We start from the raw sequence: 16044 nt of genomic DNA, 5'->3' as shown, positions 1-16044 counted from the left end.
GCAGGAAAATTTTCCTGCCCCTTTTTTCATTCAATGATTTGGATATCATATTCTTTGAACCATACATGGGTCTGTGCCAAGTGGGCAAGTAACTGAGGACCCGACATTAATTGTCCGAACCATGGCACCTTGAATGCGGCCCCTTTGGATTCGACAATGTCATTTAACTTCTGTTTATCGAAAAATTCGTGCAGGACGGAATTTTTGTCCCTCAGCAGCTCTTTTAGCCACCCCTGCACACGGTCTGTATATTGAGGGTTATGAGTTTTTGGGTAGGGACTTTTTTTACGATACAATACCTCATCAGGCAAAAGCCCTTCAAGTGCTTTCCTTAGTATACCCTTTTCGCGGTTCCCCTCCATTTTCATATCCCAAGGGATGTTCCACGCATATTCGACAAGGCGGTGATCGGCGAATGGCACCCGGACCTCCAGGCTCGCTCCCATGCTCATCCGGTCCTTGCGGTCAAGAAGCGTGGTCATGAACCATAATAAGTTCACATAGAATAGCTCCCTGCGCTTTGCTGCTATACCGTTTTCGCCATCCAATTTAGGTGTTTCGGCAAGGGTGGTCAAATATGCTTCCTGCGCGTATTGCTCCAGCTTCAGCTTGTCACGCCAGCCCCCCTTCAATAAAGATACTCGCTCATCAGTAGACCTCATCCAGGGAAACCCTGCCCGATTCAAATCGTCCTCGCGATGAAACCATGGATAACCGCCGAAAATCTCGTCCGCACACTCGCCTGATAGGCCTACGACAAAATCCTGCTTGATTTCCTTACAAAACCAAAGTAAGGAAGAGTCGACGTCCGCCATGCCCGGGAGGTCCCTTACAAGCACCGCTTCCGTCAGATGATCCGTTAGCTGTTCCTGGGTGATAATCGATGAATGGTGAACCGTATTGAAGGTATCCGACATTTTTTTTATCCAATAACCATCGGAGTTGGGCTGAAAATCATTCGCCTTGAAATAGCGTTCATTATCTTCATAATCAATCGAATACGTATGGAGACGTCCTTTTCCTTCTTTTTGATAGGAGTTGGCAGCAATGGCGGTAATGGCACTTGAATCAAGCCCCCCCGACAGGAAGGTACACAGTGGAACATCGGATACAAGCTGCCTCGTCACTGCATCCTCGACAAGGAAGCGGACCTTCTCGGCCGTTTCATCGAGGGAATCCCTATGCTCTTCACTTTTCACATTCCAATAGCGCCAAATCCTGAGCCCCTTCCTCGATAATGTAAGGGCATGGGCGGGCCTTAATTCGTGAATATTACGAAACACACCGGACCCTGGCTTACGGGAAGGACCGACACCAAAAACTTCAGACAGTCCTTCACGGTCAATCTCCGTCTTTACATCCGGGTGGGCTAATATCGCCTTCAGTTCCGACCCAAAAATGAACCCGCCATCCTTTTCCGTGTAAAATAATGGTTTTACCCCCATCCGATCTCTTGCAACGAATAATTTTTGCTCCTTTTCATCCCAGATTGCAAACGCAAAAATCCCATTGAACAAGTCAATGCATTTTTCTTTCCATTCAATATAAGAAGTTAGTAAAACTTCTGTATCAGAATGACCTTTAAAGGAATATCCTTTTAATAATAGCTGTTTACGAATATCTTCGGTGTTATATAGCTCCCCATTGTAGCTTAGCGTATATCTGCCGTCTTGTTGATTTTTCGTCATCGGCTGTTTTCCGCCTTCCGCATCTACAACCGTCAATCGTTTATGGCCAAAGGCGACATGGGCTTCGCTCCAGACATTATCCTCGTCAGGTCCCCGCTTTGCCAATGTTTTCGTCATGCTTTCCAGTGTTTTCGTTTCAGTTCGTAAATCTTTTTGAAAATGCACCCAGCCTGTTATCCCACACATTTTACACTTCATCCTTTCCATCGGGACTACTACAGAATATTGGCTCCTGTCTAAAAAGATTTACCGTCCCTTATTTCCTAATTCGAAGACATGCACAACAAAGTTTAAGTATCGATCAGCGTCATTCGTAGGATCCCTGCCCTCGAAACGCCCCCCTTTAGTGATTACGAAGTGGTGAGCAAAGCATCCCGTGTTTAAACATAGCCTATGCAAAGACGGAAAGATGGTTATTTGTCCATAATATTTTAAAATATACCGTTATATTTTCATTGGATTTTGACTAAAAAGTAGGTGAGGATTCCACTATTGGAGGTATATGTATGAGTCAGCAACAACGAACCAAACTAATGAACAGGCAAACGAGAGCTTTTACCGAAGGAACAGTGGAAAATATCAATCAACAATGGATTTTCTTCGATGATGAAACAGATGAGGCCTGTTCCATCGAAGACCATGTTGATAGCGTTATTGAAGTATACAGGGGTGGGCGTTGGCAGCAAGGAGTGGTCGAGGAAGAGGGGAAAATCCTGCTTCACCGGGAAATCACCTTCCTTAAGGAAAATGAGCCCATCCGGATCCGTAAAAAGCTGCTCTACTCTTTTGAGCGTTTATTGGAAGAATTGAACGACGATTCGTTTTTCCAATTTGTAACGACCTTGAACTCTCTTGATTTTTCCATTTATGATTGTATATATAGCTATAATCAGCTCACTTTTTTAAGGACCGTACCTAACCAGTCCGGCGTGAATTTCTTCACCTTCGATAATGAGAATCAAATATGTCTCGTCCAGCACCATTTTTCTTATGGGAAAAAGGATCATGATCGCTTCGAATTCACCTTGAACACTGGAAAGAGGATCGTCATTGAAAAAGTGAATTCACAATAGCAGGAAAAAAGCGGGTAAATGAGATGACCTCATTTACCCGCTTTTCAATTCCTTATTTAAAGAGGTAAAGTCCTTGTGGCAGGGAAAGCCCCAAATACACGACGAACACTAATGCAACGGCGAATAAGATCCACATGGCACTCGTGCCTTTTCTTTTTTTCGTACGGACCAATACCATTTCCATCGCAGCAATCACGATGATGCCGACGATCATTTTAACGGCATATGCACCAAAATCCGTGATCAGCATTCCGCCAGTTAAGAAAATCAATAGATAGAATAACCTTGTAATCATATGTAGCATTTTCGCTTTCGGATTACCACTTTTAAGCATCGAATATGTGACAAAGAAAAGGATGATTCCGATTACCCACGCTGTAATATGCAAGTGTGTAGTCATTTTATTGCCCCCTCGTTCAGTTTCTCTCTCATCATATCATAGGCTTTTATATAAAAACAAAGCTAAGATGCCACCTGGGTGGGGAAAAACCAACAATTTAATGAACATCATGTACCTTTCCCCTCCACTTGGCCCTACCTACGCATAAGCGGCTTTTTTCCATATGTAACAAAACGCCAGACATATTCAACCGGGCCATATTCATTCATGCTCATCCATAAGCGGGATAGCAGGATTTGCAAGCAAAACAGAGCGATTAGCAAAATGAACCCTGTCGTGTAAGAAATCGATCCGTATAAACCAAGGCCGTATGAATAGAAAATCGAGGTGCAGACAATCGATTGGAATAAGTAATTGCTCATCGACATCCTGCCAATATAGGAAAATGGCATCAACAGCCGGGAGACTCCTCTTTTTTCCGCAAGAAGCGTGATGGCTGCGATATAAAATATCGTCAGTAACGGTCCGCCGAAATAATCCTGCACGAACATCGTGCCGAAATCGTATACCGTCACATATGGGAGAATCTTTATCGCAAGGCCCAATAGCAGGCTTACGATCATGATTGCCTTCAGTATCCGCCTATATTGCATCGGATATAGCAAATAGCCTTGCTTAGCGACACCAGCCCCGATCAAGAAAAACGGAAAAATCGATAAAAAAAGGATACCGGCATTCGCGAGATTATTCACCTTATACCAATCTAGTGCCCTCTGATTGATGATTTGCGTAAATGTGCCAGATTGATAAATTTCCAAAGACCGCTTCATCATCTTCGAATCTGTCGTTATCGCCACCCCCCCGTTATCGATGCTGCCCATAACCAGGAAAAGCGCACCCAATATGGCAAATGGCAGAACATAACATACCGAACCTATCAAAATTAATGTCTTACCCCTCATCTTATAAAAAAACAATAATCCAAACCCAAACACAGCATAATTAATAAGGATATCTCCATGCCAGATGAAAAAAGCATGAATGCATCCAAGCACCAGCAGGAAAGATAGCCTTTTCGTAAACAGGAAAGGAAAGGATATCCCCTTTTTTTCACTCCTGTTGGCCAGGATGATCGCGCCGAACCCGAATAAAAACGCAAATAGCGGATAAAAGCTGGCCTGGGCCATGACATCACTGAGCCTGTATAATATCCCGTCCCAGCCCCCGGACCATCGTCTAGCTCCATCGAAGTACAAGAGCGGGGTGTGGAAGGTAGGCATATTCACTAAAAAAATCCCTAAAATGGCCAAGCCCCTTAATATATCAATGCTAGCGATCCGATTATTTTCCTGTAATGGTACCATCGTTCCGTTCATGAATTGCACCTTCTTTCCGCCTCGCGATTTCACATCGCGCTATAGCTTCACGGCACTTTCTTTCTCGATTGAAGCCGTTTGTTGCCTTTTTATCAATATGACAAACAAGCTTCCCAATAAGCAGAAGATCCCCGCAAGGAAAAATGCCCATGTATAGGAGTTGAAAAACTTGAAGATCAGCCCCCCGCCGTATGCCGCCACTGCAGCACCAGCTTGGTGGGAAGCGAATATCCACCCGTATACAATCCCGCTCTTCTCCACCCCGAAGACTTGCCTTGAAATGCTGATGGTCGGGGGAACCGTCGCTATCCAATCCAACCCGTAAAATACGGAGAAGAGGATCAACAGGCTGATCGCCCCCTCTTTAAGTGCAAAAGGAAGCAATACGAGGGAAGCCCCTCTTAAACCGTAATACCAAAACAGCAGCCAGCGGTTATCAAAACGGTCCGATAACCAGCCCGATAAAGTTGTGCCAATCAAATCGAAGATGCCCATGAAAGAGAGCAATGATGCTGCCGTAACGACCGGCAAACCAAAACTGATGCAGTAAGAAATGAAATGCGTCCCGATCAGCCCGTTCGTTGAAAGTCCGCATATAAAAAAGCTACTTGCCAATAACCAGAATTCCTTGACCCGCACCGCTTCGCTTAATGACCGAAAAGCCATGCCAATCGGGTTCTTCTTTTGAACTGCAGCTTCCTCCCTGGTTTCTTCTTCCGCCCCATACGGAAGCGCGCCTACTTCATTCGGCGTATTTTTCATGAATAACAGAATGATCAGCATCATGATTAAACTAAGGAACATGATCGATCCAAGCGCCCATTTAAAAGAATATTCCTCTATGATGATGGCTAAGACCGGCAGCAAAATGAGCTGACCTGTAGCCGTGCTTGCCGTTAATATCCCGACTGCCAGCCCCCGCCGCTTTTCGAACCATCGATTCGCCACATATGGACTCAATACCGTCAAGAACACGCCAGAGCCCAATCCGATGATCATCCCCCAGATAAGCATCAGCTGCCACTCATGCTCCATGAAAAATGTAAGGAAAATTCCACCCGATAAGGTGGACATGCCGAGTACCATCATTTTCTTTATCCCAAGCACTTCAATCAGGGCAGCCATGAAAGGACCCGATAATCCATAAAGAAAAAGACTTATGGCAAATGCTAACGAAATGATGGAACGGTCCCATCCATATTCATTTTCAAATGGTACGATGAATATTCCGGATGAGGATCTAATGATCCCAGCTACAATAATTGAAAAAAATGTGATGATTAAGATGACCCAGCTATAATGAATTCGTTTCAATGCCCTCCCCCACTCCTACTAATCATGAAATACGCCATGAAAAAAAGAAAAGTATCATGATGTGAAATATTTTATTATCGTACCACTTTATATTCAAATCTGTAGATTTTTATTTAAAAATTCCGTTATTTAATCATTCTTCCTCCGCACACTTCCGGCTTCCTTGAGAGCAGGGCCCTCAATTGGAAAATGAAAAATCTTCAATGCCAGATTCTTTTGATCAATCACATCGATCCTGGGTAAACATACAATACGGTGAAACTCCCTACTGCAGCAGGCCCATCGCCTCTGTCCCAGGGAAAAACCGAATGAAAAAAGGGTGATTTTCTTGCCGGCCATTGTAGGTATCGTTCAAGTCATTAACGTCGGTAGCAGTGGCGTTGTCCATATTGGCGACGTCTTTAAAATTAATCCATACTCCACTTCAAAAACGTTTGCAGGTGCTGGCTCGTTCAATACAGGTGAATCCATTTCACTTTATAATGCCTATAGCACCACAAACACAAATGATACAGATGGTGTCGACCAGCCAATGGTCTTAAATCTCTAATGGTTGTATAGAAAGGAGTCATCATGATTTTCAATATTCACCAAACCATCCAAATCAATATGATAAAAATTGAAAGCATCGCAAACTCCTCCGTTTTTCAAATCGGGAGTGCAGGCGTGATCAAACCATATTCCACATTGGCCAATACCGGCGGCTTCACTGAGCCAGCACCGGAAATCGAAACTGATATAGCACCATTGACCACCTTCGTCCCATTTACTCCTCCTAGCTCATAGGCATTCACCTACCGCAAACTTTTTCATATACTGTCATATATGAAAATATATCTTGGTGAAGGTGAGGTGTTGAATCGTGAATCAGGATCTTTATTCGTACTCCATGCAAATGCAGCGTTATCTAGAAGCCCAGGATAAGCGGATCATGAAACTTGAACACGAACTCAAACGCCTGACGGATGAACTTGCCGAGCTGAAAAATAGGCCGCCAATCCATGTTGATAGAATTGAATATAAATTCGATCAATTAAAAGTCGAATCACTGGACGGTACGTTGAATATCGGTTTAAATCCGAATGACTTGAATAACATTGATGAATTCGCCGTTAATAACCAACCCGTTCAGCCTGCTCCAAATTTATTTCCAGGCCGGGAACTCGTTGTCCAGGAAATTCATAACGATATTCTTTCAGACTTGGAAAATATGATTCACGATACGGAAAGCCAGCTGAAAATTTCATTGGAGCCTTCTTATCATGACTTCATTAAACAAGACGTTGAACGTCAGCTCCATCAACGGATCAATATGTATTACGATAACCTCTCTTACCCGGAACGTGCACCGCAGCAACGTGATAACGTTAAGGAAAAGATCAAGGAAAGGGTAAAATCCGATATTCAAGCGGCATTGTTTCAATTCATCACACATTCACAAGCAGAAACGGGAGGAAATGTAAATGGAGTTTAATGTAACCAATCACCAGCTTTGTGTAGGTGATATAAAAATCACCGGTGTAGCCAGCTCTGCTTTATTTCTCATCGGGGATGTCCAAACGGTGCAACTATCTTCGGCATTCGATACCCCGCCAGAATCCCTTATCATCGGGCCATTCGTACCGGTTTCCCCGGAAGGGTAACCAACATGTTTTCTCGAATATCGAAAGTGAAATCTATATTATCCGATACGGTCTCATTCTGTTCGACCATGCAAATCGGGGATACTTCCTATATAGACGGAAATGCCCTTGCATTAGCCGTTCAAAAGAAAAGCGAGACTTTTGGTTCAGTGGACATTCAATTCAAAGGCTATGACATTTTTAAGCGGCCCATATACATCCCGAGATTGTACGAACCGGTCTACTCAACATTTGCAAATCCGAATCCCTTCATACGTGTCGGCCATATCAATATCATCGGGATATCATCCTCTTCCGTGGTTGGCGTGGGCAATGTCGGCCATATACGTATGGAATCCAGGGTGAAGCACATTCGGCAGGTCCCTAAAAAGGAAGAAGAAACATCCGTTGAGGATTCAACAAACAATACTTGATATTTTAAGAAGGAGGAGTTCATATGCCAGCCATAGTCGGCCCAATTCAAATATTCAATGTAGGGGAAGGAAATCTATTATTCGGTGATGCAGCGGTCATTTCTCCAAAGTCATCCTCCAAATCGGTCACAGGATCAGGTTCAGCGAACACAGGTGCCATCGTTTTTACCGCCAACGGACTGAATGGAAGCAATGTGCTTGATATCAATGGGATCGACCAACCCATTGCAGGGAATAATTAACGAAGGAAAAGGCTCCCGCCGCTTCTTAAATGTGCCCTATAGAGTAGACACGAAAAGTCTACCTATAGGGCACATTTGTTTATAATAAAATAACGTCGGATGAACCAGTGGAAATTTGACGGTTTTTATTAACTCTAGGTTTGAAAATGCAGATGAACTTTTGATTGTTCACAACTTTGGAGAGATTGGACTTCGGCCGTTGCTTTTCGCGGGCGGTCCTCGAGCGCCACCTTGGCACTTAGGATGCGGGAGTCACGCATACCCGCTCCGCTCCAATCCATGCTGCTTTACGCTCAAATAGAATAGACAAAACGATGAATTTTTTTTGCTTATGAATGATGGATGAGGCAGCCTTACAATTAAACAGGTTCATGAGTGAGTCAGGATCATCCAAGTCACATGGGGAACCTGTAGATGGACCGGTAAGATAAAAATAGAGGATGGATTACAACCTCTACCGTGGAAAGTAAAACCTAAAAAATGCCGCCTGCAAAATACAGACGGCATTCCCTTCAAGCTGCGTAGCTTTATTTACAATACCATAAACTTACACTTTACTTCTGGATACTTTCAAATTTGTCCGGATTTCCAGCAGGCTTGCTCGATGTTTCCTACCTATCCCTTAAACTTCCAATAAATGTGACCCATCAAAGAAAAACAAGTAGCGGCTGGTTACTTTCTTATTCAGTATCCCTTCGACAGCCCTCGTATAAAGCTGGAGCTGCATCCGGTATCGATCGGCAAGGATTTCTTTAGCTCCTTCAAACCCACTGGCAAATCGGCCGTTTATCGTATCCGTTTTATAATCCAGCAGGACAAGACCCCGTTCATCCTCAAAAATACAATCAATCACACCTTGAATCAGGATTTCCTCTTCACCGGAAGCCCAATCGGCGTAAGCTTCCTTTGCTGGCAATGACATCGTGAATGGCACTTCCCGGCGAATGTTCAGCGACTTTTTCATTCTTCGCCCGATTTCACTGTCAAAGAAAACGACAATCGTCTCCGGGTCCACAGCTTCTTTCTGTTCCTCTGTCAACAGTTCACGCTGTATCAAATCCACCATCAATTCTTGGACCGCTTGAACGGTAATCTCCTTGGATAAATCAATATGCTGCATCACTAGATGGGTAATCGTTCCCCTTTCCGCAGGGGTAAGTGATTTTTCCTGCATGAAAGTCGGACGCTTTGTGATGGGACGCTTAAATTTACGCAATAATTCCGTGGATCCCGTTTCGTCCTTCAATTCATATTGACGCTTCAGCTCAGAAACGGATTGCTTCGAACGATGCACGGAAGCCTCATGTTCTGGGTACTCCCATTCAAGCTGTGCTTTGATATCTTCATAAAACTCGGAAACGATTCCGACCTTCTCTGATTTCTGGACATGTTCAAGTAACTGCTCCTGTACAATTGCCTCTTCCTCATCCAGAACGGCAAGCTCCTCACTTGGAACGATCGAAATCGACCAGTTCGATGGATGCGACTCCATCTCCAGGCCTTGGCCTTCCATAAGCGAATCGCGATGGCGGACAAGGGCTGGGCCAATCCAATCAAGATAGCTTTTGGCACCTGCCCGTACATAGTCCTTTAATAACCATTCTCCATGCGCCGCATTGCTTGCCCAGTCTTGCTGCGTTTTTTCCGCATCATTGATGCTGGCAATCAAATAAAGCTTTTCCTTAGCTCTTGTCAGTGCCACGTAGAGGACCCGCATCTCCTCGGCAATCAGTTCAAGCTGCTTCTTTTTCTTAAATGCCAACTGGGGCAGGGAAGGATAAGTTATCCGTAATTCGGGATTGACATACTTAGCTGCGAATCCATAATCCTTATCAAGCAAATACGATTTGCGGATATCCATCATATTGAATTGTTTGGAAAGTCCGGCAATAAACACAATCGGGAATTCCAAGCCCTTTGAGGAGTGGATCGTCATCAAGCGGACTACATCTTCCTGTTCACCTAAAGCCCGAGCCGCCCCTAAATCATCTCCGCGCTCCTGCATCCTTTCGATGAAACGCAGGAAACGGAACAGTCCGCGAAAGGAGCTTGCTTCATATTGCCTTGCCCTGTCATACAATGCCCTCAAATTGGCCTGACGCTGTTTGCCGCCAGGCATCCCCCCTGCAAAATCGTAGAAGTGGGTTTCGCGGTATAACAGCCAAATTAAATCTGACAATGCTTCCTGCCTGGCAAGCTTCCTCCACTTGACCAGTTTTTTATAAAATGCCGAAGCCTTATCATAAAGCCCTGGGTACTCTTCCCGATCACTCTTCCTGTAAAAATCAGCTAATGCTTCGTAATAACTCCCGGTATGGAATAAACGTATCTGTGACATTTCTTCTTCATCCAACCCGACGATGGGGGAACGAAGAACGGATGCCAAGGGGATATCCTGCTGCGGATTATCAATCACCTTCAACAGGGAAATCATGATCGCAACTTCTGTCGCTTCAAAATACCCTGTCGATAAATTGGCATAGACTGGAATCCCCTGTTTTTTAAATTCTTCCATGATTTGCGGTGCCCATGGCATCGAACGCAGCAGGATGACCATATCCCGATAAGTGGCCGAACGGTACTGTTTGGTTTTCGTATCATATATCGGATGCTTTTCACTTATGGCCTTTTTAATGAGCTTGGCCATCTGCCTTGCTTCTAGCTGCGCTTTTTCTAGCTCCTCTGCCTCAAATCCGTCCTCCGCCGCCGTATCCGCATGAGCATTTGGATCAGCCGCCCCGTCAATCAAATGGAGTTCAATCGGATTGGGGGCGTCTTCGGGATAAGGCGCACCTTTTTTCAATTGAGCATCCTCATCATAATCAATCTCACCGACTGTGATGCCCATCAACTGCTGAAACAAGAAATTCGTTCCATCCAGAACCTCTTTACGGCTTCGGAAATTGCGGTTCAAATCAATTTTCAGCCCAGAATCAATTCCATCATGAGTAAAGCGGGTGTACTTTCCAAGGAAGAGATTCGGTTCGGCAAGCCTGAACCGGTAAATGGACTGCTTGACATCGCCCACCATGAAAAGATTGCCATCATATTCACCATCGGCCGTCACCAGTTTTAAAATCGATTCCTGAACCAGGTTCGTATCCTGATACTCATCGACAAGCACCTCTTTGAACTGGTTTCGGTATTCGATGGCAGCCTCCGATGGTTTTCGTTCACCCGCTAAGGTTTCACCAGTCAGGATTTGCAGGCAATAATGTTCCAAATCAGCGAAGTCGACCAAATTCTTTTCTGCCTTGGCCGTGAAGAAACGCTCCTCAAATCGTTTAACAAGCATGATGAGTGTATCGACATATCCCTTGAGCTCCCTTATATCGCGCAAATAGCTCTCCGATTTGCGGGAAAAGAACTCTTCCTGTAACGCTTTAATGATTTTCTTCGCCTTATCACGATATTTGGTGGCCTCATCCGATATTTCCTTGATGAAATCTGCACCAGTGCAGCGTTTTGCCGTTCCAAATTTCACGTTTTGAATTTCTTCGTAAAGCGCATCCCAGGATTGCTCTTTCACTTCCGACAGTTTGGCAACCATGGCAAGGTCAGCCAAATAGTTTTCAGCCCTTGGCGCCGGTCCCCCCGGCACTTTTGTCAACGCCAGCGAGCGTTCCAACAAATCCCTTGCCGTGTCCAGCTGCAAACCAATATCGAATTTCAATGAAGCGATGAACGAAAGGTCGTCAATGCCCTCACCATCAGCCAGCTCATACATGCTGGCGGCCCCATCGAGCCATCGATCGGGATCAGGGTTCGATTGCGAAAAATCGTGGAGCGCTCGAACGATATCCTGAAGTGCATCATCGTTTCGATCGCTCGTGAATGCATCAACCAATTGAAAGAACGTTTCATTATCACTTTGTCCGTACTGCTCCTCGAAAAGCTCTTCCATTACTTCATCACGAAGCAGCTGGACTTCTGTAGAATCGGCAATCCTGAAAGCCGGGTCGATATCCGTCATGTAATAATACTTCCGGATCACCTCTAAACAAAAGGAATGCAAGGTCGATATCGAAGCACGATTAATCAGGCTCAGCTGCTTACGCAGATGCTGTGACTGCGGATTATCAGAAATCGCTTTTTCCAAGGCCTCACCTACCCTATGACGCATCTCGGCAGCCGAAGCGTTGGTGAATGTTACGACAAGCAGTTCATCAACATCGATCGGCTCATCTTCCGATATCACTTTTTGAATGATCCGATTGACAAGCACTGCCGTTTTCCCGGAACCGGCAGCGGCCGCAACCAAAATGTCCTGGTCCTTGGCCCATATCGCCTTCCATTGGTCTTCGGTCCAGGTCACATCTCCTGGAAGTGCAGGTATTTTCGTTTTACTCATCGCTCTCCCCCTCCCCTCTCAATAGATCAAGAACATCATTTTGTTTCTTTTGTGCTAAATTCCTAAATTGATTTTCCTCCAGGGACTGGTCAAATTGACATACCGATTTAAAGGAACAGAAGGTACATGGCGTTTTTTCCTTTAATTTATATGGCGTTATATTGACATCACCACCAACCATTCGATCACCAGCTTCCTGATAAACGCGGCGAACGTGGCGATTCAGCAATGAAAACTCTTCCCTGCTGGCAACTTTGGAAGCAGCGAGGAGCGATCCATCCTTTTTGAATCCGGCCGGAATGATATCGGACTTACCTGAGCTTTCGATATCAAGCGATTGATCCATCATCTGGATGACATTCGAATGATCCAGTACAAGGCCATTCATTTTAAAGCTTTTATATATCTCTTCCTCAATTTTATCCAAACTGAGCATGCCTTTTGATTTGACCACCGGGTTATGCACATGAAAATACAAAACGCCGGCCGGAATCGCTTCCTTGCCAATCAGCGAATTCGAATGAGTAACGACGATATCAAGGTAGGTCAGCATTTGCAGGGCAAGTCCATAATATACTTCACTCATGTTCAGTTCCTTTTCACTCGACTTATAATCGAGCACACGCAAATAGACTCCTTCCCCTTCCTCCGCTTTATCCACGCGATCGATCCGGCCAATCAATTCCATCTTCGTACCGTTCTTCAATGTGAAAGTTAGCGGCGGCAGCTCTCCACTTTTCCCGAACCCAAGCTCCAAACCAACCGGCGCAAAACCGCTCACCTTGGCATGCTCGCTTAAAACCATCGAGGCACGTCCGATCACATGCTCCAATTTCCTGCGTAAATAGTGATGCCGATTCGTACTTAACAAAATTTGGTTTTGTAATTTAGGAGCGAGTCTTTCCACGGCCATTCTGGCAAGTTCCAGGCATTGATCAGTCGTCAATGCAGACCAAGCAATATCATGCTCCTTTAAATAATCCGAAATCATTTTCAACGCTCCATGGAACATCTCTCCGATATCCGGTGCATCCAAACGGAAAATTTGCCTTTCCCTCAATTTCAAGCCATGGGCTGCATAATGGGAAAACGGGCAGCTATTGAACATTTCCATTCGCGAAACACTCGTAAGTATGCTTTCTCCATACAATTGCTTACTGGTTTCTTCGGATAATTTCTTCGTTTTGTTCTGGTAAAAAAGGCTTGATAACACCTTAGTTGCAAAAGGTCCGGCCATTTCATCCGCTATGATGATATTATATACATCCCACCATAGCGGATGGATTGGATAGTTCCTTTTTTTGAGCTGTAATTGGGCAGCCAGATACGAGAGGGCCACATCATTATTCGCGGCATATTTCAGCTGTTCCCCAGCAGGCAGATCGGATGGATCATTCATGTAATGCACATCGGAAACGTTAGGCAGCACATCCCTCACCCGCTTTAAGTAGGAAGATGGCAGCAGAGCCTTTCCTTCCTCATCGGCAAGCGGATATGATAAATAGAGGGACTCTGCAGGTGTCGTGAAAGCTTTATACGCGGTGAACTCCTCATCAAGGAGGCGCACCTTGGAGCTTGGGGCGACGTCAAGTCCACCAGCCAAAAGAACCTCGCGATCACTATCTGAAAAGACCCCCTCGGAAACAGCCTTGCCCGGCAGGACCCCTTCATTCAGGCCGATAACAAAGGCCGTCTTCACATCGTCAAGCCGGGATAAATCGAGATTGGCGACAAGGACTTGGTCAATGGCAGGCGGCACTAAAGAGAACTCAAGCGATTCCAGCCCGGCTTCAATGATTGTCGCAAATTGCTTCATGGAAAGCTGTTCCCCGCTTAAAAGCTCGACGAATTGGTCCAATAGGTCGACAATCGCATTCCATGCTTGTTCATGCTCTCTTGCCGAAACCAAATCCCCAGCATCTTCCGCGTCCTGTTTCAGCTTTTCCAATTTTTCAGATACATGCAATTCTTCAAGATATAAATAAAGGGCTTCGCATAATTCCCTCCCATTATCAGCCTTCTTCACACGCTTGGAAAGCTTCAAGATGGGCTCGGTAAATAATTGCTTCATCTCATTCAGCTCTTGCTCAAGCTTCATTTCCTTATCCGTTTGGTTCCGGTCCTCCAGTTCCAGACCGCGGAAGCGCCTGTACGTCCAACGATCTTTTGAAGTCCATCTGCTCCCTTTGATCCCACGGGACAATACATAGTTCTCCAGCTTATCCACCTGCTCGCGCATCCTGTCATGGTTATTTTGCAGCGGAAAGAGAAGCTCCGTCTTGATTGCACGAAATACCGGTTCATAACGCCAATATCCATTGATGATCTCCAAAGTGGATCGAATCAATTCGATTAAAGGATGATTCAGCATCGTCCGTTTCGAATCGACGAACAAGGGAATTTGATAATCGCGGAACACGGTTTGTAAAATATCAGAGTACGCCTCACCGTTCCGGACTAAAATCGCAATATCACGGAAACGGTGCCCCTTCTGCCTGACAAGCATCAAGATATTCCGGGCAACACCTTCAATTTCTGCCCTGCGGTTAACGGCCTGTGCAATCGCTACATCAGGTAAGTGCTCAAACGTCCGTACAGGACGAATCGCAAAATAAGTTTCGAGATGATCCAGTCCTGGACTCTTCCCAAACCTTTCCGTTCCCGTTAAGATCTTATCGTCTGAAATTGGGATATTATTCCTCAACCCTGTTTGATAAAGATGATGATACAGGTTTCCCGTTTGCCTGAACAATTGCAGGTCATCCGGTGCATATTGCCTATAGGGCCGATCCAAAGTCAGTGAAACCGTCACATTCTTGCACAGTTTCATCATTTCTTCGACAATCAATAATTCCTGTGGCGTCAAGCTATAAAAGCCATCGACATAGATCTCCGCATTTTTTATATATGAAGACTCAGCCATTTTTTCGATCAGTAAAGTGAAATAGTCTTCGGAGTCGAGATATTTGCCGACCATTTCATCCTCAAACGCCTGATAGATCAATTCAAGGTCATGAAGTTTATCCTGGATGCCGCTTGCTCCCTTTGATGCTTCAGTCAAGTAGCTTTGAATGTCCCGCGGCTCGATGCAATACTGCTTGAACTCAGCCAGCATTAGTTCCATCTGGGCAATGAAACCCTGCTTATCTGCAGACCGGCGAAACAGCTTGAACTCCTCTTTTTTATCATCCATTATTTTCCTGATTAGCATGTTCACGCCAACACTATCCAAATGAAGGCGGCTCATTCCCCCTGTTTCCTGCAGAACCCGCCAAGCCAGCCTGCTAAAACTGAAAACCTGTGTCCGGATCATGCCGGCAAGACCTGGCGTTTTAATTAATTTATATTCAGATAGAAACGTCATCTGATCAGGAACGAGATAGATGATCGGATTGCCTTCGGGATCTTCTGCCAGTTTGGAGCGGATTTCGCCCAATACATTCGAGGTTTTCCCTGCACCTGATCTTCCCAGTAAAAAACGGAGTGACATCTCTTTTTCCCCCTTATACACCAACATTATGTCTAGATCTATCATACCAGAAAATCCTTCAACTTTTTGATGAGGATCCTTTCCAGTCAAGGACCACTTTCTATCATTTTACCG

13 protein-coding genes are annotated in these 16044 nt (G+C 45.0%); 7 read left to right on the top strand and 6 right to left on the bottom strand.

The features are described from left to right. Window positions 1-26 precede the first annotated feature (26 nt). Window positions 27-1874 (bottom strand): asparagine synthase (glutamine-hydrolyzing), encoded by a 1848-nt coding sequence (gene asnB / locus CVN76_RS27235; RefSeq protein WP_100533804.1) that lies wholly within the window; start codon window positions 1872-1874, stop codon window positions 27-29. 320 nt (window positions 1875-2194) lie between these two features. Here asnB and CVN76_RS27230 point away from each other — a divergent pair, with 320 nt between their 5' ends. Continuing rightward, window positions 2195-2761 (top strand): DUF2777 domain-containing protein, encoded by a 567-nt coding sequence (locus tag CVN76_RS27230; protein ID WP_061143061.1) that lies wholly within the window; start codon window positions 2195-2197, stop codon window positions 2759-2761. A gap of 52 nt (window positions 2762-2813) precedes the next feature. Here CVN76_RS27230 and CVN76_RS27225 read toward each other — a convergent pair whose 3' ends face one another. The 3 genes from CVN76_RS27225 to CVN76_RS27215 all read right to left on the bottom strand — a co-directional run bounded on the left by CVN76_RS27225 (window position 2814) and on the right by CVN76_RS27215 (window position 5791). Beyond that, the gene (locus CVN76_RS27225; RefSeq protein ID WP_100533803.1) at window positions 2814-3161 is read right to left on the bottom strand and encodes a YisL family protein; all 348 of its coding nucleotides are present in this window, start codon (window positions 3159-3161) and stop codon (window positions 2814-2816) included. Window positions 3162-3295: 134 nt separating this feature from the next. Beyond that, a complete protein-coding gene (locus CVN76_RS27220) occupies window positions 3296-4477 on the bottom strand; it encodes a DUF418 domain-containing protein (RefSeq protein WP_100533802.1) in 1182 nt (393 codons plus the stop codon). 39 nt (window positions 4478-4516) lie between these two features. Further along, the gene (locus tag CVN76_RS27215; RefSeq protein WP_100533801.1) at window positions 4517-5791 is read right to left on the bottom strand and encodes an MFS transporter; all 1275 of its coding nucleotides are present in this window, start codon (window positions 5789-5791) and stop codon (window positions 4517-4519) included. Between the two features lie 328 nt (window positions 5792-6119). Here CVN76_RS27215 and CVN76_RS27210 point away from each other — a divergent pair, with 328 nt between their 5' ends. The 6 genes from CVN76_RS27210 to CVN76_RS27185 all read left to right on the top strand — a co-directional run bounded on the left by CVN76_RS27210 (window position 6120) and on the right by CVN76_RS27185 (window position 8089). Next, the gene (locus tag CVN76_RS27210; protein ID WP_061143066.1) at window positions 6120-6341 is read left to right on the top strand and encodes a spore germination protein; all 222 of its coding nucleotides are present in this window, start codon (window positions 6120-6122) and stop codon (window positions 6339-6341) included. A gap of 23 nt (window positions 6342-6364) precedes the next feature. After that, window positions 6365-6577: a spore germination protein GerPB gene (locus CVN76_RS27205; protein WP_100533800.1), complete on the top strand. Its 213-nt coding sequence runs from the start codon at window positions 6365-6367 to the stop codon at window positions 6575-6577. A gap of 76 nt (window positions 6578-6653) precedes the next feature. Next, complete coding sequence (gene gerPC / locus CVN76_RS27200; RefSeq protein ID WP_100533799.1) at window positions 6654-7265, top strand: spore germination protein GerPC; 612 nt, start codon at window positions 6654-6656, stop codon at window positions 7263-7265. Continuing rightward, window positions 7255-7434 carry a hypothetical protein gene (locus CVN76_RS27195; RefSeq protein ID WP_057912469.1) on the top strand — a complete coding sequence of 60 codons (180 nt, stop codon included), beginning with the start codon at window positions 7255-7257 and terminating at the stop codon, window positions 7432-7434. The genes gerPC and CVN76_RS27195 overlap by 11 nt, the downstream gene beginning before the upstream one ends. Before the next feature lie 5 nt (window positions 7435-7439). Next, entirely contained in the window at window positions 7440-7847 is a 408-nt protein-coding gene (locus tag CVN76_RS27190) for a spore germination protein GerPE (RefSeq protein ID WP_100533798.1), read from the top strand. A gap of 23 nt (window positions 7848-7870) precedes the next feature. Next, window positions 7871-8089: a spore germination protein gene (locus CVN76_RS27185; protein ID WP_061143070.1), complete on the top strand. Its 219-nt coding sequence runs from the start codon at window positions 7871-7873 to the stop codon at window positions 8087-8089. 622 nt (window positions 8090-8711) lie between these two features. Here CVN76_RS27185 and addA read toward each other — a convergent pair. Continuing rightward, window positions 8712-12440 carry a helicase-exonuclease AddAB subunit AddA gene (gene addA / locus CVN76_RS27180; protein WP_100533797.1) on the bottom strand — a complete coding sequence of 1243 codons (3729 nt, stop codon included), beginning with the start codon at window positions 12438-12440 and terminating at the stop codon, window positions 8712-8714. After that, on the bottom strand, window positions 12433-15930 hold the full coding sequence (gene addB, locus CVN76_RS27175) for a helicase-exonuclease AddAB subunit AddB (protein WP_100533796.1): 3498 nt from the start codon (window positions 15928-15930) through the stop codon (window positions 12433-12435). The genes addA and addB overlap by 8 nt, the downstream gene beginning before the upstream one ends. Window positions 15931-16044: the final 114 nt, after the last annotated feature.

Source organism: Bacillus sp. mrc49, assembly GCF_002803435.1.
This window is presented reverse-complemented; position numbering and strand designations above follow the sequence as displayed.

Bases quoted from the DNA above. Each gene is read 5' to 3' on its own strand.
- asnB (WP_100533804.1), bottom strand. From the start codon at position 1,874: ATGTGTGGGATAACAGGCTGGGTGCATTTTCAAAAAGATTTACGAACT.
- CVN76_RS27230 (WP_061143061.1), top strand. From the start codon at position 2,195: ATGAGTCAGCAACAACGAACCAAACTAATGAACAGGCAAACGAGAGCT.
- CVN76_RS27225 (WP_100533803.1), bottom strand. From the start codon at position 3,161: ATGACTACACACTTGCATATTACAGCGTGGGTAATCGGAATCATCCTT.
- CVN76_RS27220 (WP_100533802.1), bottom strand. From the start codon at position 4,477: ATGAACGGAACGATGGTACCATTACAGGAAAATAATCGGATCGCTAGC.
- CVN76_RS27205 (WP_100533800.1), top strand. From the start codon at position 6,365: ATGATTTTCAATATTCACCAAACCATCCAAATCAATATGATAAAAATT.
- CVN76_RS27195 (WP_057912469.1), top strand. From the start codon at position 7,255: ATGGAGTTTAATGTAACCAATCACCAGCTTTGTGTAGGTGATATAAAA.
- CVN76_RS27190 (WP_100533798.1), top strand. From the start codon at position 7,440: ATGTTTTCTCGAATATCGAAAGTGAAATCTATATTATCCGATACGGTC.
- CVN76_RS27185 (WP_061143070.1), top strand. From the start codon at position 7,871: ATGCCAGCCATAGTCGGCCCAATTCAAATATTCAATGTAGGGGAAGGA.
- addA (WP_100533797.1), bottom strand. From the start codon at position 12,440: ATGAGTAAAACGAAAATACCTGCACTTCCAGGAGATGTGACCTGGACC.
- addB (WP_100533796.1), bottom strand. From the start codon at position 15,930: ATGTCACTCCGTTTTTTACTGGGAAGATCAGGTGCAGGGAAAACCTCG.